Source organism: Tistrella bauzanensis (assembly GCF_014636235.1).
Taxonomy (GTDB): Bacteria; Pseudomonadota; Alphaproteobacteria; order Tistrellales; family Tistrellaceae; genus Tistrella; species Tistrella bauzanensis.
This window is the reverse complement of record NZ_BMDZ01000041.1, coordinates 21,925-42,345: the sequence shown is the minus strand read 5'-3', so window position 1 is coordinate 42,345 and position 20,421 is coordinate 21,925. Positions and strand designations below refer to the sequence as shown.

General features: G+C 65.0%; 16 protein-coding genes. 12 read left to right on the top strand and 4 right to left on the bottom strand.

Going from position 1 to position 20,421, the window contains the following annotated elements:
- Window positions 1-38: 38 nt before the first annotated feature.
- Genes IEW15_RS16330 through IEW15_RS16320 form a run of 3 tightly spaced genes read right to left on the bottom strand, consistent with a single transcriptional unit; the run spans window position 39 to window position 2,892 of the window.
- Complete coding sequence (locus IEW15_RS16330; protein WP_188579815.1) at window positions 39-1,334, bottom strand: TRAP transporter large permease; 1,296 nt, start codon at window positions 1,332-1,334, stop codon at window positions 39-41.
- Complete coding sequence (locus IEW15_RS16325) at window positions 1,334-1,864, bottom strand: TRAP transporter small permease (RefSeq protein WP_188579813.1); 531 nt, start codon at window positions 1,862-1,864, stop codon at window positions 1,334-1,336. The genes IEW15_RS16330 and IEW15_RS16325 overlap by 1 nt, the downstream gene beginning before the upstream one ends.
- Window positions 1,865-1,887: 23 nt before the next feature.
- The gene (locus IEW15_RS16320; RefSeq protein ID WP_188579811.1) at window positions 1,888-2,892 is read right to left on the bottom strand and encodes a TRAP transporter substrate-binding protein; all 1,005 of its coding nucleotides are present in this window, start codon (window positions 2,890-2,892) and stop codon (window positions 1,888-1,890) included.
- A gap of 194 nt (window positions 2,893-3,086) precedes the next feature.
- Here IEW15_RS16320 and IEW15_RS16315 point away from each other — a divergent pair, with 194 nt between their 5' ends.
- From IEW15_RS16315 to fahA, 3 genes are read left to right on the top strand one after another with little or no spacing between them, the layout of a single operon-like run.
- Window positions 3,087-4,496, top strand: a complete 1,410-nt coding sequence (locus IEW15_RS16315) for an amidohydrolase family protein (protein ID WP_188579809.1) — start codon at window positions 3,087-3,089, stop codon at window positions 4,494-4,496.
- The gene (locus IEW15_RS16310; RefSeq protein ID WP_188579807.1) at window positions 4,493-5,206 is read left to right on the top strand and encodes a TetR/AcrR family transcriptional regulator; all 714 of its coding nucleotides are present in this window, start codon (window positions 4,493-4,495) and stop codon (window positions 5,204-5,206) included. Before IEW15_RS16315 ends, IEW15_RS16310 begins: the two co-directional genes overlap by 4 nt.
- Window positions 5,207-5,245: 39 nt before the next feature.
- Window positions 5,246-6,505, top strand: coding sequence for a fumarylacetoacetase (fahA, locus tag IEW15_RS16305; RefSeq protein ID WP_188579806.1), 1,260 nt, complete (start codon window positions 5,246-5,248; stop codon window positions 6,503-6,505).
- A 28-nt stretch (window positions 6,506-6,533) separates the two neighbouring features.
- Here the strand turns inward: fahA and IEW15_RS16300 are convergent, their stop codons facing one another.
- Window positions 6,534-6,971 carry a hypothetical protein gene (locus tag IEW15_RS16300; protein WP_188579804.1) on the bottom strand — a complete coding sequence of 146 codons (438 nt, stop codon included), beginning with the start codon at window positions 6,969-6,971 and terminating at the stop codon, window positions 6,534-6,536.
- A 230-nt stretch (window positions 6,972-7,201) separates the two neighbouring features.
- Between IEW15_RS16300 and IEW15_RS16295 the strand changes: the two genes are divergently transcribed.
- The 9 genes from IEW15_RS16295 to IEW15_RS16255 all read left to right on the top strand — a co-directional run bounded on the left by IEW15_RS16295 (window position 7,202) and on the right by IEW15_RS16255 (window position 20,347).
- Window positions 7,202-8,659 carry an NAD-dependent succinate-semialdehyde dehydrogenase gene (locus tag IEW15_RS16295; protein ID WP_229708171.1) on the top strand — a complete coding sequence of 486 codons (1,458 nt, stop codon included), beginning with the start codon at window positions 7,202-7,204 and terminating at the stop codon, window positions 8,657-8,659.
- Between the two features lie 108 nt (window positions 8,660-8,767).
- On the top strand, window positions 8,768-10,117 hold the full coding sequence (gor, locus tag IEW15_RS16290) for a glutathione-disulfide reductase (protein WP_188579801.1): 1,350 nt from the start codon (window positions 8,768-8,770) through the stop codon (window positions 10,115-10,117).
- A gap of 297 nt (window positions 10,118-10,414) precedes the next feature.
- The gene (locus tag IEW15_RS16285) at window positions 10,415-11,809 is read left to right on the top strand and encodes a class II 3-deoxy-7-phosphoheptulonate synthase (RefSeq protein ID WP_188579800.1); all 1,395 of its coding nucleotides are present in this window, start codon (window positions 10,415-10,417) and stop codon (window positions 11,807-11,809) included.
- A 113-nt stretch (window positions 11,810-11,922) separates the two neighbouring features.
- Window positions 11,923-13,053 carry a nicotinate phosphoribosyltransferase gene (locus IEW15_RS16280; protein WP_188579799.1) on the top strand — a complete coding sequence of 377 codons (1,131 nt, stop codon included), beginning with the start codon at window positions 11,923-11,925 and terminating at the stop codon, window positions 13,051-13,053.
- A 56-nt stretch (window positions 13,054-13,109) separates the two neighbouring features.
- Complete coding sequence (locus IEW15_RS16275) at window positions 13,110-14,777, top strand: NAD+ synthase (protein WP_188579798.1); 1,668 nt, start codon at window positions 13,110-13,112, stop codon at window positions 14,775-14,777.
- Between the two features lie 61 nt (window positions 14,778-14,838).
- The gene (gltX, locus tag IEW15_RS16270) at window positions 14,839-16,194 is read left to right on the top strand and encodes a glutamate--tRNA ligase (protein WP_188579797.1); all 1,356 of its coding nucleotides are present in this window, start codon (window positions 14,839-14,841) and stop codon (window positions 16,192-16,194) included.
- Between the two features lie 154 nt (window positions 16,195-16,348).
- A complete protein-coding gene (gene cysS / locus IEW15_RS16265) occupies window positions 16,349-17,740 on the top strand; it encodes a cysteine--tRNA ligase (protein ID WP_188579796.1) in 1,392 nt (463 codons plus the stop codon).
- 100 nt (window positions 17,741-17,840) lie between these two features.
- Complete coding sequence (locus IEW15_RS16260) at window positions 17,841-19,154, top strand: DUF1800 domain-containing protein (protein WP_188579794.1); 1,314 nt, start codon at window positions 17,841-17,843, stop codon at window positions 19,152-19,154.
- A gap of 17 nt (window positions 19,155-19,171) precedes the next feature.
- Entirely contained in the window at window positions 19,172-20,347 is a 1,176-nt protein-coding gene (locus tag IEW15_RS16255) for a DUF1501 domain-containing protein (RefSeq protein ID WP_188579792.1), read from the top strand.
- Window positions 20,348-20,421: the final 74 nt, after the last annotated feature.

The following is a 20,421-nucleotide window of genomic DNA, read 5'->3' as shown; positions in this document are numbered from 1 at the left end:
ATCTGAAGAGGAGGTCGGGTCGCGGTGGTGCCGGCGGATCAGAGTCCGAGCAGATAGAGCGACAGCACCGGAAAGACGGCGAGCAGGATCAGCCGCAGGATGTCGGACGCCACGAAGATCGAGACGCCGCGGAAGATCGTCGACAGCGGGATGTTTCCGGCCACGCCCTTGAGGACGAAGACGTTCAGGCCAATCGGCGGCGTGATCATGCCGAGTTCGATCACCACGATATTCACGATCGCCCACCAGACCGGGTCGTAGCCGAGCGACACCACCAGCGGCAGAACGAAGGGCAGGGTGATCAACATCGCCGACACGGTCTCGAACACCGATCCCAGCACCAGATACATCACCAGCAGGGCGAAGATGATCACCAGCGGCGGGACGTCGAGGCCACCGATCGTGGCCACCAGAACCTGCGGTGCGCCACTGATGGTGAAGAAATAGGCGAAGATCGAGGCGCCGAAGATGATCAGATAGATCACGGCGGTGTTGGCGGCGGTCTCCCCCAACGCGTGAAGAAAGCTCCGCCAAGTCAGGCGCCGGCGCAACACGGCGAGAAAGAGCGTGAAGCAGGCGCCAACCGCCGCCGCCTCGTTCACAGTGACGATGCCGCCATAGATGCCGCCGATCACGCTGACCAGAAGCACGACGACCGCCCAACTGTCGCGCAGAATCCGCAACCGCTCAGGCCAGCCGGTGCGCGGGCCGGCCGGGCCGGCGCCGGGCACCAGCCGGGTGTAGATCGTGATGGCGATGGCATGAAACACGACCGCGATGATGGCCGGGATGACCGCCGCGACGAAGACGTCGAGAATCGACACCTGCGCCAGCACCGCATAGATGATCATGATGATCGATGGTGGCACCAGCGCGCCGAGCGTGCCGCCGGCGGCGATGCAGCCGGTGGCGAAAGAGGGCGCATAGCCGCGGTCGAGCATCTGCGGCAGTGCCACCCGGCCGAAGGTGGCGGCGGTTGCGGGCGACGATCCGCAGACTGCGCCGAACAGGGCGCATCCGCCCATGGTGGCGATGGCGAGGCCGCCGCGCCGGTGACCGACAAAGGCATGGGCCAGCCGGTAGATTTCGGCCGACAGGCCGCCCGCGGTGGCGAAACTGCCCATCAGCAGGAACAGCGGGATCACCGCGAATTCGTAATTGGCGATGATCCCGGCCGGTTCCGAGACCAGAATGCTCAACGCCGGCTTCACGCCCCCCAGCACCGCATAACCGATGAATCCGGCCATGCCCATGGCGATGCCGATCGGCACCCGCACCAGGATCAGCGCGAACATCAGCGCCAGCCCCAGCGCACCCGTGGTCAACGGATCCATCAGGCGCCCCCCTGATCGAAGCTGGCAGGCTTCGCCGCACCGGTTGCAAGATCGTGCAGAGCGACCGCGACGACGACCGCCTGGACCGGCACGCACAGGGCAAAGAGCGCCGTTGCCGCTATCCACCAGGGTGCGATCGGCACCGTCAGGATGAACGAGGTCTCGCCGCTGTCGATCAGTTCCTGCGTGTAGACCACGAGCTGCCACGCCAGCAGTGCGAAGAAGGTCAGCGTCATCACTTCGGCGAAGACGTCGAGCAGGCGCTGTATGCGGCGCGGCATCCGGTCGGCCAGAAAGGTGACCGTGATGTTCTGCCGCTGGGCGATGGCGGCCGGAAAACAGGCCGCCATCGCAACCGCGATGAACAGGGTGGACAGGTCGTAGACACCAGCGATCGGCGCCGCCGCCAGCCAGCGCGACAGCACATCGGCCAGGGTCGCGATCGCGACGACCAGCAGGGCGGCGAGGCCGAGCAATGCGATGATCCGGGTGCAGGTGACGTTGATCTCGCCCAGACGGAGAACGGTCATCTCTGAGGCTCCGATCCCTGGGGTCACTCGGCGCGGATCCGAGCGAGTTCCGCCTTGAAGCTGTCGGCCAGCGCGGCACCATCTTCCTGGCCAGCCACGAAGTTGCCTGAACAGTCAGCCATCACCGCGGACCATGCGGCCTTGTCGCCATCGGACGGGACCACGACGGTCTGGCCGGCAGCGGCGCGGGTTTCGTCGAGCCGACGCTGATTTTCGGCGTCCATGGCCGCACCGAAGATCCGGGCCAGCTTTTCGCCACCGGCATCGCGCATCGCGTTGCGGACCACCTCTGGCAAGGCGTCGAAGCGCTGCCGGGGCATGACGAAGCCGAAGGGCATCGAGCCCAGCGCGTTCTGATAGTGATATTTCGTGGCACTCGCGATGCCGAAGGCATAGAGCGCGGCATAATGCAGCGGCGTCGCGTCGATGATGCCGCGGCTCAGGCTTTCCGGAATCTTGGTGATCGGCATGCCGACCGGCACGCCGCCAAGCGCCTCGACGCATTGCTGCTCAAGCTTGCCGGCGATCCGGATCTTCTGGTCCTTCAGATCCCCGATCTGGTTCATCGGCTCGTTGCCGTGCAGGAAATAGGGCGAGGTCGCGACCATGCTCAGAACCTCGAAATCCTGATAGCCGCGCAGTTTTCCGCTGTCGACCATGCGCCAGAATGCGACCGACCCTTCAGTCGCGGTCTGCGAGGTATCGGGCAGTTCGACCACCCAGTTGTCGGGGAACAGGCCGGGATTGTAGGCCGGGATGATGAAGGCGATGTCGGCGACCCCGTCGTTCAGCAGCTTGATCTGCTTCGACCCGTCCCGTCCCAGAATGCCGCCGGGATAGAGCTGGATTTTGACCGCGCCCCCCGATGCCTCTTCCACGGCCTTGACCCAGGGCTTAATGGCTTCCTGATAGGTGATCTCCTGCTCGGGCGTAAAGACCGCGAATTTCAGGTCGATGACGTCCTGCGCCATGGCCTGCCCGGCCATGAGCACCCCGGCAAAGGTGGCTGCGATGCGTGGAAGCTTCATGGGTCATGTCCCCCTGTTTCGCGCCTTTTTCAGCCGGATACGCGCATCCCGGCCTTTGGCGGTTATGCATGACGGAATTGGTAAGTGACCTGCGGGCCGATGTAAAGCGCTTGTTTGAATCATATGATTGAAGCTCTTGCTTGATAGCTTGCGCGCCGATATCCTGAGCCGGCATTCCGAGGAGGGAACGTCCGGTGCCGAACGAAATTCTGATCAAGACCATCTATGTGGCCGATCCGGATCTGGCGTCGCAGACCCGGCCCGAGACCTGCGACATTCTGGTGCGTGACGGCCGGATCGCCGCGGTCGAGGGCGCCATCCAGGCGCCAGGCGCCGAGGTGATCGACGGCGAGGGCGCGATCGCGGTCGCCGGCATGGTCGATACCCATCGCCATGTCTGGCAGACGGCGATCCGCGGTGTCGCGGCCGACTGGTCGCTGGTCGACTATGTGCGCGAGATCCGGGTGGGCTATGCCACGTCCTATACGCCCGACCATATCTATCTGGCCAATCTGGTCGGCGCGCTGGAGGCGCTCGATACCGGCGTGACCACGGTGTGCGACTTCTCGCATCTGATGAACAGCCCGGCCCATGCCGAGGCGGCCATCCAGGGGCTGACCGATGCCGGCATCCGGGGCGTGTTCTGCTATGGCTTCTATGATGTGCCGACCCGTGATCGCGGGTTCGACAGCCATGACGAGCGGCTGCGCCATGCCGATGAGGTCGCGCGCAGCTTCCGGTCGACAGCGGGGCCATTGCTGGATTTCGGTATCGCATTGACCGAATTCGGGCTGGTCGCCGCCGATCTGACCGATGCCGAGATCGATGTCGCCCGGCGCCATGACGCGCTGATCACCCTGCATGTCGGCACCTTCGGGTCGCCCCATGGCATCGCCGATCTGGCGCGGCGCGGCCGGCTGGGGCCGGACATGCTGCATGTCCACGGCAATATGTGCGACGACGGCGAACTGGCGCAGGTGGTGGCATCGGGCGGGGGCGTGTCGATCACGCCGGAAACCGAGATGCAGATGGGGATGGGATTTCCGGTCACGAACCGGCTGTTGAGTGTGGGCGGCATGCCCAGCTTCGGTGTCGATATCGCCTCGAACAATGGTGGCGATATGCTGACGCAGATGCGGCTGGCGCTTCAGACCGCCCGCGCGATCGACAACCAGACGGTGCTTGACCGGGGCGTGGTGCCCGACCGGATCCGGCTGACGGTGCGCGATGCTCTGCGCTTCGGCACCGAGGGTGGCGCCAAGGCCATGCGGCTGGGCGGCGAGGTCGGCCGTTTGCGCAAGGGCGCGCGCGCCGACATCGCGCTGTTTTCGACCCGGGGGCTGAACATGATGCCGATGGGCGATCCGGTCGCGATGCTGCTGCTGCAATCCCGGCCCGGCGATGCCGACACGGTTCTGGTCGATGGCGCGGTGGTGAAACGCGATGGCAGGCTGGTCGGGGTGGATTATGACGGCCTGCGGCAGCGGTCGAACGATGCGTTCCGCGAGATTGCCGAGCGGGTGGAGAAAACCCGCGACGACATGGCCGGGTCGTCGAGTGCATATTCCAAGGTCATGAAACGAGCGACCGGAACCGCATCATGACCGACATGCAGCATCGACCCGAAGACCTGCCGGACGTGGATGTGCTGAAGGACAGCGATGCCCTGAAAGCTGCCGACGGGCCGAAGGAGAAGATCCGCCTGGTGGCCCGCATGCTGATCAGCGAGCGTGGCGTCGACAGCGTGACGACCCGTGACATCGCGCGCGGCGCCGGCCTGAACGTCGCGGCGGTCAATTATCACTTTGGCAGCAAGGACAAGCTGGCGGTCGACGTCTTCCAGCAGGTGGCGCGGCGCAGCGCCCAGTATCGTCTGGATCAGTTGACCGCGCTGGAGACCGAGGCGCAGGCGCGGGGCGAGCCCGTGGCGATCGGCAAGATCGTCGACAGCTTCGTCAGCGGCTATTTCCGCGAGGATACGCCGGCGGAAGGCGGGCTGCTCGCCAATCTTATCCTGAAGAACCGCCTGATGCCCACGGAATGGACATCGAACCTGATCGCGGCCGAGCTGGATGGCATGGCCCGGCGCTATATCGCGGCCATCCAGGCATCGGTGCCGGCCTTGAGCCATGCCGAGGTTTGCTGGTTCTATAATTTCATGGTCGGCACGGTGCTGATCTCGGTCAGCCAGCGCGACGAGCAACGCCGGATCGAGCGCCTTTCGGATGGCGCCTGCTCGATATCCGCGCGGGCCGACATGCGGGCACATCTGGTCGATTTCATCACCCGCGGGATCGCGGGCGCACGCTGCTGAACAGCCGGTCTTCGGACCGCCGGAAGGACACTGAGAAAGATGCCGAAACGCCTGGTCAGCTGGGTTGGGTCAGCCAATGATCCTGAAACGCCGTTCCCGCTGAACAATCTGCCCTGCGGCGTGTTCAGCCGGGGCACCGAGGCACCGCGCTGCTGTGTCGCGATCGGCGACATGGTGCTGGATCTGGCGATGCTGGAGGATCTGGGTATGCTCGATGGCCTGCCGACGGTCTTTCACCAGCCATCGTGGAATGCGTTCATGGCCGAGGGGCCGGATGTCTGGGCGCGGTTTCGCCGGATCGTGACCGGGCTGCTTCTCGACGGCGCTCCGGTCGAGGCGCAGGTGAGCCCGGCTCTGGTTCCCATGGCCGGGTTGCGTCTGCATTTGCCGCTGGTGGTGGCGGAATATACCGATTTCTTCGCCAGCGAAGATCATGCCCGCAATGCCGGAAAGGCGCTGCGCGGCGCCGATGATCTGGCCCCGAACTGGGTGCATGTGCCGGTCGGCTATAATGGCCGTGCCTCGACGGTGGTGGTCTCGGGCACGGATATCCGTCGGCCATGGGGCCAGATCCTGCCGGCCGGCGCGGAGGCACCGGTTTTCGCCGCGTCGGGCCGGATGGATTTCGAACTGGAGCTTGGCGCCGTGGTCGGCGTTGCCAACCGGCACGGAACGCCGGTCGATCTGGCGCAGGCCGATCAGATGATCTTCGGTTATGTCCTGCTCAACGACTGGTCGGCGCGGGACATTCAGGCCTGGGAGGCCCGGCCGCTGGGGCCGTTTCAGGCCAAGGGCTTCGCGACCACGATCGGGCCGTGGATCGTGATGCGCGAGGCACTGGCGGAGGCCCGCTGTGCGGCGCCCGACCGTCACGCGCCACTGCTGCCCTATCTCGCCGATCGTGCGCCAACCCATTTCGATATCGAACTGTTGGCGGACCTGATCACGCCGGATGGCGGCGTGACACAGATCACCCGGACCAATTATCGCCGCATGTATTTCTCGCTGGCCCAGCAGCTTTGCCACCATGCGATCAATGGCTGCGCCATGCGGGTCGGCGACCTTCTGGGATCGGGCACGGTTTCAGGCCCCGAGCCGGAGAATCGCGGCTGCCTGCTGGAACTCACCTGGAACGGCGCGACGCCGTTGCCTCTGGTGGATGGCACCCTGCGGACCTTCCTTGAGGACGGCGACACGATCAACCTTTCGGGCCACGCGCAGTTCGATGACTATCGCATCGGCTTCGGCACGTGCAGCGGCACGATCACGCCGGCTCTCACGCTGTCGCAGCGGGACTGATCTTTGGGCCTGCTGTCCGCTGGTGCGGTCAGACTGACAGCAACGGCCCGTCTGCCGGGGGCACGCGATCGGGCCGTTCACCCTCGCGCTCATCCGGTGGCGTGTCGCCTTCGAGGGGCGCATCGCGATCGGGCAGGCGGCGGATGATGACGCTGCCATCCTCGTCGATCTCAGGGGCTGAATAGCGGGGCAGGCTGTTCCACAGCCGCTGCATGCGGTCGGCCGCGGCCTCGGCGGCGGCGCGTGCGGCCTCTGCCGCATCGTCGGCGGCGCGACCGAGGCGTTCAGCTTCTTTGGACAGCCGGTCCGGTTCGTCGGGGGCGGCCGGGGTATCGGCTGCCCGAACGCCGGGGGAGAGGGGCAGGGCTGCTGATGCCGCCAGCATCACGCCTGCCGCCAGCCGCCGGAACATGGGGCCCATGCGCCGGAGGCGGGCGGCCGGCAGGCGGTCGTCGTGCCTGGGCATGTGATGTGTGATCCTGTCCTGATGATGGGTGCGGTCTCTGCATGGCAGGGTCCACGCCATGTGGGGCTTCCTTGCCGCAGCCCTGGTCGCCATATAGTCTGATGCCGCATCCGGGCCGCTTCAAGCGCCGCTGGTCTGGATATCGGCGAAGTTTCGTGCATGAGCGCCGGGGGGACATGCGCCCGGCGGTCAATCGTGCATGTATGGTACTCCAGGGAGGACGACAGGTGATCCAGCTCTCGCACAAAAACCTGATGCGCGAGGCGTGCTATATCGACGGCGCCTGGGTGGGGGCCAATAGCGGTGCCACGCTTTCGGTCGACAATCCGGCGACGGGGGCCACCATCGGCCGGGTGCCGAAGATGGGCGAGGCCGAAACCCTGCGCGCGATCGATGCCGCGAACGCGGCCCTGCCGGCCTGGCGCGCCAAGACCGGCAAGGAACGTGCCGGCCTGCTGCGCAAATGGTTCGACCTGATCATGGCGCACCAGGACGACATCGCCCGGATCATGACCACCGAACAGGGCAAGCCGCTGGCCGAGGCCAAAGGCGAGGTGGCCTATGCCGCATCGTTCATCGAGTGGTTCGCCGAAGAGGGCAAGCGCGTCTATGGCGACGTGATCCCGACCTTCGCCGCCGGCCGCCGCATCATCGTCACCAAGGAACCGGTGGGCGTGGTCGCCGCCATCACGCCGTGGAACTTCCCGGCCGCGATGCTGACCCGCAAGGCCGGACCGGCGCTGGCCGCCGGTTGCACCCTGGTCTGCAAGCCGGCATCCCAGACCCCGTTCACGGCGCTTGCCCTGGTGGTGCTGGCCGAAGAGGCCGGCATCCCCAAGGGCGTGATCAACATCGTCACCGGTTCGGCCCGCGAGATCGGCGGCGCCATCACCGCCAGCCCGATCGTGCGCAAACTGACCTTCACCGGGTCCACCGAGGTGGGCAAGGTGCTGATCGAGCAGTGCGCCGCCACGGTGAAGAAGGTGTCGATGGAACTGGGCGGCAACGCGCCGTTCCTGGTGTTCGACGATGCCGATCTGGATGCGGCGGTTGAAGGCGCGATCGCGTCGAAATACCGCAACAACGGCCAGACCTGCGTCTGTGCCAACCGGTTCTATGTCCAGCGCGGCGTGGCCAAGGCCTTCGCCGACAAGCTGGCGGCGCGCGTGGCGCAGATGAAGGTGGGCGACGGCCTGGAAGCCGGCGTGGTTCTGGGGCCGCTGATCGATGATGCCGCGGCCGATAAGGTCGACGAGCTGATGGCGGACGCCACGTCGAAGGGCGCCGAGGTCGTGATCGGTGGTGGCCGGCATGAACTGGGCGGCCGGTTCTACAAGCCGACCATCCTGCTTGGCGCCACGCAGGACATGCGGCTGTCGCGCGAGGAGATCTTCGGCCCCGTGGCGCCGATTTTCGTCTTCGACGACGAGAAGGAAGCCGTCGGCTATGCCAACGACACCGAATTCGGTCTGGCCTCGTATTTCTATACCCGCGATGTCGGCCGGGTGTTCCGGGTGATGGAAGCCCTGGAATATGGCATCGTCGGCATCAATGAGGGGATCATCTCCACCGAGGTCGCGCCCTTTGGCGGTGTCAAGGAAAGCGGCATGGGCCGCGAGGGCTCGAAATATGGCATCGAAGACTATCTCGAAGTGAAGTACGCCCTGATCGGTGGCATCGGCGCCTGAGGCGGGATGTGACGGCCGGGCATCGGGGGCGGAGCGACGCGCAAGCCCACGATGCCCGGACGACGCCACACACACACCGCGACCGGACGCACCAGGAGACGCAAACGCATGTACGATTATGACCTGCTCACCATCGGCGCCGGTTCGGGGGGCGTCGCGGGTTCCCGCCGCGCGGCGGAATATGGCGCGCGCGTCGCCATCGTCGAGGCGGGCCGGGTGGGCGGCACCTGCGTGCTGAGAGGGTGTGTGCCGAAAAAGCTGCTGGTCTATGGCGCGCGATTCCGGGACGAGATCGAGGACGCCAGGGGCTTCGGCTGGACGATCGACGGCGCGCGCCACGACTGGGGGCGTCTGATCGAGACCAAGAATCGCGAACTGGTGCGGCTGGAAGGCATCTATGAACAGATGCTGGCCAATTCCGGCGTGACCGTGCTGCGCGGCCGCGGCCGCGTGACCGGCCCCCATGAGGTCGAGGTGGACGGCCGTACCGTCACGGCGGAGAACATTCTGATCGCGACCGGCAGCCATCCCTATCTGCCGAAGATCCCCGGGATCGAGCATGTCATCACCTCGGACGAGGCGTTGGACCTGCCGGCACTGCCGGGGCGGATCGTGATCATCGGCGGTGGGTATATCGCCACGGAATTCGCCTCCATCCTGTCGACATTGGGGGCCGCGACCACGCTGGTGCTGCGCTCGGAGCAGATCCTGCGCGGCTTCGACGGCGATGTCCGCGAGGCGGTGGCCGGCGAGATGGCCGCGCGCGGCATCGATTTCCGTCGCCATGTCGAGCCGGTGCGCATCGACCGGCTGGCCGAGGGGTTTGCGGTCACCTTGACCTCGGGCGAGGTGCTGGAGACAGATCTTGTCATGTTCGCGACCGGCCGGGTGCCGAACACCGCCGCGCTGGGGCTGGATGCGATCGGCATCCACACCCGCGACAATGGCGCCATCGTGGTCAATGACAGGTTCGAGACCCATATCCGGTCGATCCATGCGGTCGGCGACGTCACCGACCGGTTCCAGCTGACGCCGGTCGCCATTGCCGAGGCGCGGTCGCTGGCCGAGCGGTTGTACAACGACAATGGCTATAAGCTGCGCTACGACACCCTGCCGACGGCCGTGTTCTGCACGCCGCAGATCGGGACTGTGGGGCTGACCGAAGAGGCGGCCCGGCGGATGTATGCCTCGATCCGGATCTTCCGGGCGCGGTTCCGGCCGATGAAACACACCCTGACAGGCCGCGAGACCCGGATTCTGATGAAGCTGGTGGTGGATGCGGCCAGCGACCGGGTTCTGGGTGCCCATATGGTGGGCGACGACGCCGCCGAGATCATCCAGTCGCTGGCAGTGGCGATCACCTGCGGTGCCACCAAAAAACAGTTCGACGAGACGATCGCGCTGCATCCCAGTGCCGCGGAGGAATTCGTCACCATGCGCACGCCGGTGACGGACTGATCTTTCCGCACCGCACAATATGGCGGTGTGGATATTTCGTGCGGTGATGGCTTGCGGCGCCGATTGTTGCAACATCATCTGCCGCCGGTTTTGGCTGCCGCACCCGCCTTTTGTTTGAAAAGCAGGGGGTGCGGCGGTATAGGTTCCTGACCCGGCATGGCGGTACCCGTGCCGGGCAGATCGCGTCATGCACGGTCGTGTCATCCGCCAGTACCTGTGCGTCCCATCCTGCCTACACCACAAGTCGTCTCTTCCGATCGGTCCGCCGATCCCGACGCCCGCGAGGACCTGCACCCGATGCCTGCCAACTGGACCCCGCAAAGCTGGCGCGCGCTGCCGATCAGGCAGCAGCCCACCTATGACGATCCGGCGCATCTTGCCCGCGTCGAGGCCGAGCTTGCAGGCTATCCGCCGCTGGTCTTCGCCGGGGAAGCCCGGCGGCTGAAGGCGCAGCTGGCCGGTGTTGCCGAGGGCCGCGCCTTTCTGCTGCAGGGCGGCGACTGCGCCGAAAGCTTCGCCGAATTCAGCCCCAACAATATCCGCGACACCTTCCGGGTGCTGTTGCAGATGGCGGTGGTGCTGACCTATGGCGCCGGCATGCCGGTGGTGAAGGTGGGCCGGATGGCGGGGCAGTTCGCCAAGCCGCGCTCCGACGACATGGAAGTGCGCGATGGCGTGTCGCTGCCGTCCTATCGCGGCGACATGGTCAATGGCATCGAGTTCGACGAGGCCGCCCGCCGGCCGGACCCGGACCGGCTGGTGAAGGTCTATAACCAGTCGGCGGCGACATTGAACCTGCTCAGGGCCTTTGCCCAGGGCGGTTTCGCCGATCTGCACCTGGTGCACAAGTGGAACCTGGCCTTTGTCGGCGGATCGGAACAGGCCGAACGCTATCGGGCGACCGCCGAGCGGATTTCCGATGCGCTCGATTTCATGGCGGCATGCGGGGTCAATTCCGAGACCGCGCCGCAACTGCGCCAGACCGATTTCTTCACCAGCCACGAAGCCCTGCTGCTGGGTTATGAACAGGCGCTGACCCGCGTCGACAGCACGTCTGGCGACTGGTATGGCTGTGCCGCCCATATGCTGTGGATCGGCGACCGCACCCGGCAGCTCGACGGGGCGCATGTCCAGTTCCTGGCCGGGATCAGCAATCCGATCGGCGTGAAGGCCGGGCCGTCGATGGACCCGGACGAATTGCTGCGGCTGATCGACGTGCTGAACCCGGAAAACGAGCCCGGGCGCCTGACCGTGATCGTGCGCATGGGCGCCGACAAGGTTGGCGACAAGCTGCCGGCGCTGGTGCGCAAGGTGGAGGGGGAGGGCCGCAAGGTTGTGTGGTCCTGCGATCCGATGCATGGCAACACCATGAAGACCGAAACCGGTTACAAGACCCGGTCGGTCGACCGGGTGCTGTCGGAAGTCCGCAGCTTCTTCGCCGTTCATCAGGCCGAGGGCAGCCATGCCGGCGGCGTGCATTTCGAGATGACCGGTCAGGACGTCACGGAATGCGTCGGTGGCCTGCGCGCGCTGGACCAGTATGGTCTGGCCGATCGCTATCACACCCATTGTGATCCTCGCCTGAATGCCGAGCAAAGCCTGGAGCTGGCTTTCCAGATCGCCGATGCCTTGCGTCGCGAACGTCTGGGGCTGCCGCAGGCGGCCGTCGCCGCTGCCGGTGGCGTCCGGTGACCAACCGGGTCGGGCCCGGCCCTGTGCCGGAAGCGGCCGCCAGCGACACCGCTGCGGCCGCCCCGTCCTTTCAGGATCCTGCCGCAGAAGGCACTGAACCGCCGAGGCTTCGCATGCCCGCGAGCAACGACTTCGTCGCCGCCTATACCGATGTCTATTTCAAGCGGACGCGTCGGATCGTCGAACGCTTCGGCGACCGCAGCGTGACCTATGCCGTGTTCATGCGCCGCCCGGTGCTGGCGACGCTGAAGCTTGCCATCGACTGGATCGAGGCGATGGCGCGGCTGCGCGGGGTGGAGATCAATATCGAGCCATGCCACGAAGAAGGCTCGTGGGTCGGCGCGGGCGAGCCGCTGATGTATCTGACCGGGCCGATGTCGGCGCTGGTGGAACTGGAGACGGTGTATCTTCAGCGGATCGGCGCACCTTGCGTTGCCGCCTATTACGCCTGGAGCATGGCGGTGGCACTGCCCAAGGCCGCGTTCCTGGCCATGGATGCCCGCCATTGCGCCGGTGCCGAGATGGCCGAAATGATGGCCTATGCGGCCAGTGTCGGGTCGATCGCCGCCCAGGCCGAGGGGGCCGTGGGCTTCGTCGGCAACGCGACCGACGCAACCGCGGTGCATTTCGGCAATGCCCATGGCTTCGGCACCATGCCCCATGCCCTGATCGGCTATGCCGGATCGACGCTGCGGGCGGCCGAGATGTTCGTCGACACCTTCCCCGGCGATGCGCTGACCGTGCTGGTCGATTATTACGGCGCGGAAATCACCGATGCGCTGACCGTCTGCCGGCGTTTCCCCGAGATGGCGGCAGCGGGCAAGCTGTCGGTGCGCCTGGACACGCATGGCGGCCGCTTCCTTGAAGGCCTCGATCCGGCGCTGTCTTATGAAGCGCTGGAGCGTAACCGCCCGGATGCGATCCGCCGCTATCGCAGCGAGACCGAGTTGAAATGGTTGCTGGGGCCGGGGGTTTCGGCGGCGGCGATCTTCCAGATGCGGAACGCTTTGGACGACGCCGGGTTCGACAAGGTGCGGATCGTGGCCTCAAGCGGCTTCGGTCCCGAGAAATGCCGGGTGATGGGCAGCGTCGAGGCTCCGATCGACGTGGTCGGCACCGGGTCGTTCCTGCCTGAGAAGTGGAGCGAAACCTATGCCACTGCCGATATCGTGTCCTATGACGGGCGCGAGAGCGTGAAGGTCGGCCGCGAATTCCTGCTGCCCTCGCGTCGCCCGCGCCGGTGACACCCCCGGATATCGCCTGGTCCACCGGCACACACATCTGATATCGGTATCCGATCATGACCCAGCTTCTGACCCTGGCCCTGGCCCAGATCAACCCCGTGGTCGGCGATGTCGACGGCAATGCCGAGCGCTTGCTGGAGGCACGCCGCGTTGCTGCGGAACAGGGCGCCGATATCTGTGTGGCCGGGGAACTGGCCCTGGTCGGCTATCCGCCGGAAGACCTGGTGCGCAAGCCCGCCTTCATGCGGGCCGTGCGCCAGAACCTGGACCGGCTGGCGGCCGTCACCACCGATGGCGGGCCGGCGATGGTGGTGGGTGCGCCGCTGGCCGATGACGACGGCCGACTGTACAACGCGGCCTTCGTGCTGGACGATGGTCGGATCACCGGGGTGGTGCGCAAGCATGCGCTGCCCAATTACGGCGTGTTCGATGAAGTCCGGGTGTTCGATCTGGCGCCGCCGGCCGGCCCGGTGATGATCCGCGGCTGGCGGGTCGGGCTGATGGTCTGCGAGGATATGTGGCGCGCCGACAGCGCCGAATGCCTGGCGGAAAGCGGCGCCGAATTCCTGCTGGTGATCAATGGCAGCCCGTATGAGGTGGACAAGCGCGACCAGCGCCTGGCGCACGCGGTGGCCCGCATTCACGAGACCGGCCTGCCGCTGGCCTATGTCAATCTGGTCGGCGGTCAGGACGAACTGGTGTTCGACGGCGCGTCCTTCATGCTCGATCGCGACGGGTCGCTGAAGGTACAGGCGCCGGCCTGGGTGAGCGGGTCGATTCTGGCCCGTATCCGGCGGTCGGAAGCCGGCGAGGTCTGTGCCGAGGCCGGCGAGATTTCGCCCGAGCCCGAGGTGCTGGAGGCGATCTATGCCGCCATGACCCTGGGGCTGGCCGATTACGTCAACAAGAACGGCTTTCCGGGCGTGGTTCTGGGCCTGTCGGGCGGGATCGACAGCGCCTTGTCGCTGGCGGTGGCGGTCGACGCGCTGGGGCCGGACCGGGTGCGGACGGTGATGATGCCGTCGCGCTATACCAGCCGTGACAGCCTGGACGATGCGGCCGAATGCGCGCGCCTGACCGGCGTCCGCCTGGATGAAATTCCGATCGAGCCGGCGGTGCAGGCGTTTTCGACCATGCTGGCGCCGGTGTTCGGCGACCGTGGCCCCGATGTGACGGAAGAGAACATCCAGTCGCGCATCCGCGGCGTGACCTTGATGGCGCTGAGCAACAAATTCGGCGACATGGTGCTGACCACCGGCAACAAATCCGAGATGTCGGTCGGCTATGCGACGCTGTATGGCGATATGTGCGGCGGCTATTCGGTGCTGAAGGATGTGTACAAGCTGACGGTGTTCGAGCTGTCGCGCTGGCGCAACGGCAACCGGCCCGAGGGCGCGCTCGGCCCCGACGGGCCGGTGATGCCGGAGCGCGTGATCAGCAAGCCGCCATCGGCCGAACTTCGCGAGGACCAGAAGGACGAGGACAGCCTGCCGCCCTATGAGCGCCTGGACGCGATCCTTGAAGGGCTGGTCGAAAAGGAACTGCCGCACCGGGTGCTGGTCGAGCAGGGCTTCGACCGCGACGAGGTCGACCGGATCGCGCGGTTGCTGTATGTGGCGGAATATAAGCGGCGTCAGGCACCTCCGGGCGTGAAGATCACGCCGCGTGCCTTCGGACGCGACCGGCGCTATCCGATCACCAATCAATTCCGCGACCGCGCCTGACTGCCCTTGCCCATCTTGCCCCGGCTGCATGCCCGGGCTGCATGATCGAGTACCCGACCTGATGACCGTCAAGACCCGCTTCGCGCCGTCACCCACCGGCCGGCTCCATGTCGGAAATGCGCGCACGGCATTGGTCAACTGGCTGTATGCGCGCCAGTCCGGCGGCCTGATGCAACTCAGGATCGATGATACCGATCGCGATCGCAGCCTGGATGTCCATGTCGAGGGTATTCTGGCCGATCTGGACTGGCTGGGGCTTGCGGCGGATGAGTGCTTCCGTCAGACCGACCGGGCCGATCGCCATGCGGCGGCCTTTGATGGTCTGGTCGCGAGCGGCCGGCTCTATCCCTGTTACGAGACGCCCGAGGAGTTGGGCATCCGCCGCAAGGCCCAGCTCGCCGCCGGCAGGCCGCCGGTCTATGACCGCGCGGCCCTGCGGCTGACCGATGCGGATCGGCAGACGCTGGAAGCGGACGGCCGGCGCCCGCATTGGCGCTTCCGGCTGGATGATCGCGAAACCGCCTGGGACGACATGATCCGGGGCCGGATCGAGGTTCATGCGGGTTCGCTGTCCGATCCGGTGCTGATCCGCGCCGATGGCGCCCCCACCTATACGCTGGCCACCGTGGTCGATGATGCCGAGACCGGTGTCACGCATGTCATCCGGGGCGAGGACCACATCACCAATACGGCCGCGCAGATCCAGCTTTTCCATGCGTTTGGCGCCGATGAACCGCGCTTCGGGCATCTGGCGTGGCTGCTCGATCCGGCGGGGGCGGGGCTGTCGAAGCGGATCGGGTCGATGGCGGTCGGCGATCTGCGCGATGACGGCATCGAGCCGATGGCGGTTGCGGCGTTTCTGACCCGGCTCGGCACCTCGGATGCGGTGGAGCCGGCCCCGGATCTGGCGGCGCTGGTGGCAAGCTTCGACATCACCCGCTTCGGCCGGGCCGCGGCGCGGTTCGACCCGGCGGAACTGCTGCTGCTGAACGCACGCCAGCTACGGTTGGCCGATGCCGCTGCCGCAGCCCCCCGCCTTGCCGCGATCGGCGTGCCGGACGCCATGGCACCGGCGTTCTGGGATGCGGTTTCGGGCAATCTGGAACGGTTCGGCGATGCCGCCATCTGGTGGCGGGTGGTCGCGGGACCGGTGGATCCGGTGATCCTGGACGACGACACCAGCCGCGCGGTGCTGGCCGCCGCCCGCGACACCCTGCCCGACGAGCCTTGGGACGAGGCCAGCTGGGGCCTGTGGACCAAGGCGGTGCAGATCCGCGCCGGTGTGAAGGGCAAGGCGCTTTTCCGCCCGCTCAGACTTGCTCTGACCGCCTCGGAGCATGGACCGGAACTGAAAAAGCTGCTACCGATGATCGGCCGCGCCCGTGTGCTGGCGCGGCTGTGCGGCGAGGCTGCCTGAGTGCCCGGGACGACCTGACTTTCCGGAACAGCCCGAGGGCTGCGGATGTCCCCAGGCGATCCGCACCCGGCGCCAACGCCTGCCACCCCATTCATTCGTCCGGCGCCTCCGCCGTTCGCCGGTCTTTGATCGCCTGCCCCGAGGACGAGCCACCATGGCGCTTGCCGTCTACAACACCCGCACCCGTGCCAAGGAAGATTTCGAGCCGCTGGACCCCGCCCATGTGCGGATCTATGTCTGCGGCCCCACGGTCTATGACCGGGCGCATATCGGCAACGCCCGCCCGGTGGTGGTGTTCGACACCCTGTACCGGCTGCTGAAGGCGAGCTTCCCGCGCGTCACCTATGTCCGCAACATCACCGATGTCGACGACAAGATCATCCAGCGCGCCCATGACAGCGGCGAGGCGATCGAGACGCTGACCGCGCGGACGGCGAAGATGTTTCACGATGACATGGCGGCCCTGAACGCGCTGCCGCCCACCATCGAGCCGCGCGCGACCGAGCATATCCCGCAGATGATCGACATGATCCGCCGGCTGATGGCCAGGGATCATGCCTATGAGGCTGAGGGCCATGTGCTGTTCAGCGTGCCCTCCATGCCCGATTACGGCGGATTGTCGCGGCGCGACCGCGACGACATGGTGGCGGGTGCCCGGGTCGAGGTGGCCCCCTACAAGCGTGATGCCGCCGATTTCGTACTGTGGAAGCCGAGTAGCGATGATCAGCCCGGCTGGATGAGCCCATGGGGCCGTGGCCGTCCGGGCTGGCATATCGAATGCTCGGCGATGGCCGAGGCGCATCTGGGCGAGACCTTCGACATTCATGGCGGTGGTCAGGATCTGATCTTCCCGCATCACGAGAACGAGATCGCCCAGAGCCAGTGCGCTCATGACGGCGCCCTGTTCGTGCGCTACTGGATGCATAACGGCTTCATCAATGTTGATGGCGAGAAGATGTCGAAATCGCTCGGCAACTTCTTCACCGTCCGCGACCTGCTGGGCCATGTGCCGGGCGAGGCGGTGCGCCTGCTGATGCTGCAGACCCATTACCGCCGGCCGCTGGACTGGTCGCAATACGGCATGGAACACGCCAAGCTGACCCTGGACCGGTTCTACACCACTCTGCGGATGGTGGCGGATATCGAGCCGGATGGCGATTGCCGCAGCATCCCCGACGAGGTGTTCGACGCGCTGAACGACGACCTGAACACGCCGCTGGCGCTGATGCATCTGCATGAGTGGGTGGGGCAGGCCAATCGCAGCACCGACCGGTCGGAACGCGCGATGCTGAAGGCCCGCATCCTGGGCGCCGGCCACGCGCTGGGCCTGCTGCGCCACGAGCCCGAAGACTGGTTCCACGGCGGCAATACCGGCGACGGCGCGAGCGAGATCGACGCGGCCGAGATCGAGCGGCTGATTGCCGACCGCATCAACGCCCGCCGCAACCGCGACTTCAAGGCGGCCGACCAGATCCGAGACGATCTGAAGGCGCGCGGTGTTGTGCTGGAGGATGGGCCGGACGGCACCCGCTGGAAGCGTGGCTGATCGGCACATTGCCCAATGTCATTATTTTCTCATCCTGGCTTATTCTCGATGGTTGTTAGACTTCGTATATGAATATCAAGCTCCAATGAGAGGGGCAGGTATGCTCTCGGAGAAGCACATCGTCGCTGCGACCCGGTTCGGACTGGGCGTGACGCCGGGGATGATGGACGACATGAGAGACGATCCTCGCGGCTGGGTGGTGGCTCAGGTCGAGGGTGCCGTTACCGCGCAGGAATATGACGTGCCCATGCTCGACGAGAGATTGTCAGTTATCTTTCCAAAGGCAGGGGCAGGCGATGCCAAGACAATTTCGCGCAGACGGGAGGCGTTTATAAATAGTGCGCGAGAGGCTCGCATTGGGCGCGCTCTTTCAACCCCCTCTCCCTATGTTGAAAGACTGACGCGCTTCTGGTTTGGGCATTTTACTGTATCAACATCCAAGCTCATTATGCTCGTTCTGGTTGATTGGTATGAAGCGGAAGCTATTAGACCGTATATTCTGGGGCGGTTCCGCGACATGCTTGCCGCAACTACCCGACATCCTGCGATGATATGGTATCTCGATAACGTGGCGTCAGTTGGCCCCAATTCACCGGTGGGAAGGCGAGGCAAGCAGGGGTTGAACGAAAATTATGCGCGGGAACTTCTCGAATTGCATACACTTGGTGTCAGCGGAGGATATACTCTGCAAGACATCAGGGAAGTTGCCAAGGTTCTTTCTGGCTGGCGCGTTACGACGCGACCAGGAGAAGGTGCCATGCGTGTCGCGTTCGATGCCTCTTATCACGAACCCGGCGATAAGACGATCATGGGGAATGTGATTAGGGAAAGTGGGCCGGGGGAGCTTGATGAACTCCTTGACTATCTGGCGTCGTCCCCGGCCACCGCTCATCATATCGCCTACAGATTCGCCAAGCATTTTGTTGCAGATGTCCCACCGACCGCACTCGTTGATCTGCTGCAGCGTCGTTTTCTGGAAAGCGATGGGGATCTGCGGGAACTGGCGAGGTCGTTGGTCGAGTATGGCAATTGGAGCGAGCCTGCGCAAAAAGTGTTGCCGCCTGAAGATTGGGGGATAGCCTTTGCCCGCTTGGTCTCAATGCAGGCGATGGGCGTGTCGGCACGCATTCGCAGCGCCGTGACACAAATGGGCCAGTCGAGCTATTCAGCGCCGTCTCCCAAAGGCTGGCCGGATGAATTGAATGCCTGGCTGACGCCGGAGACGATTATCGCGCGAACTTCATGGGCCCGGCATCTGATGGAGGATGAGGACATTCCACCCGATCCACGAGATATTCTGGACCTGTATGGCGAAACGATCGGAGAGGCCGAGCGGATGATCATTGCAGGTGCACCGTCACGTGTGGACGGGCTCTCGTTGATCGCTGCCATGCCTAGGTTCAATCTGCGCTAATGAAGTGAGGACGCGTGATGAAGTGCTCGCGGCGCAATTTCCTGACCACGTCGGCCATGGTCCTGACAGGGGGTGTTTCGTTCTCGCTGCTACGGCCTTCCTTTGCGGCCGCGTCCGTTGACGATAGATACTTCATATTCGTGAACCTGAGGGGTGCCGCGGACGGAATGGCCACGTTGCCACCTGTCGGCGATCCGGACTACGCGGATCTACGCGGGGCGCTTGCCTTCGACACGGCGGAGGTTGGTTTGATCGACGATGGCCTCTTCGCCTTCAACCCGGCACTGAACTCGCTTCGTCCGTGGTACGACGCTGGCGACCTGTTGTTCGTTCATGCCGTCGCGACTCCTTATAGAAACCGCTCCCATTTTGACGGACAGGCCGTTCTTGAAAACGGGCTCGCCGATCAACACCGGACAAATAGCGGGTGGTTGGGGCGGGCGCTCCAGGCACGTGACAATGCTCCGGTCGCCGTGGCCGTTGACGGTGGTGTACCTCTGGTGCTGACCGGCGCAGATCGGGTGATGAACTGGTCGCCTGGGAGAACCAGTGTACCATCCCCCGATGTGGTTGAGCGACTTGCGGCTCTTTATGAAGCTGATGCACGCTTTGCATCATTCGCTGATGCCATGAGAACCTCGGTAGACAGCATTAGGCGACTAAGGGCGACAGGGACGCCGCAAGCAGCATCCTTTGTCGTAGCAGCGCGTTTTTTGACAGAGAATGGTGGCCCGCGTGTCGCTGTTCTGTCAGTCGATGGCTGGGATACACATACGGTACAAGGAACCATCAAGGGACGATCTCAAGATGCACTGTCCAAGCTCGCAAATGGCTTGTCTACCATGAGACAGACACTTGGCGAGGAACGATGGACTAAGACGATTATTCTAGTTGCAAGTGAGTTTGGCCGTACTGCCCGCCCGAATGGCAGCAATGGGACCGATCACGGCACGGGAGGGGCGATGATGTTGTGCGGCGGCGCGGTGAATGGTGGTCGTATCGTTGCTGACTGGCCGGGCTTGTCTGAGTCGGCTCTGTACGATGGCCGTGATCTGAAACCCACTCTAGACATGCGTGCCGTACTCAAAGGGGTTGCGTTGGATCATCTGAGGGTTTCTCGGGAAAGCGTTGAAAACGTCGTGTTTCCCGCGACATCTGACGTTGTTCCGCTGGCTGATCTCGTCAAGATATAGAGAAGGCCCAGAGGTTTCCGTTTCGCATCGCTCGGTTCCGGGTGTTAAACATGTCCGGAATTATCCGACCGACG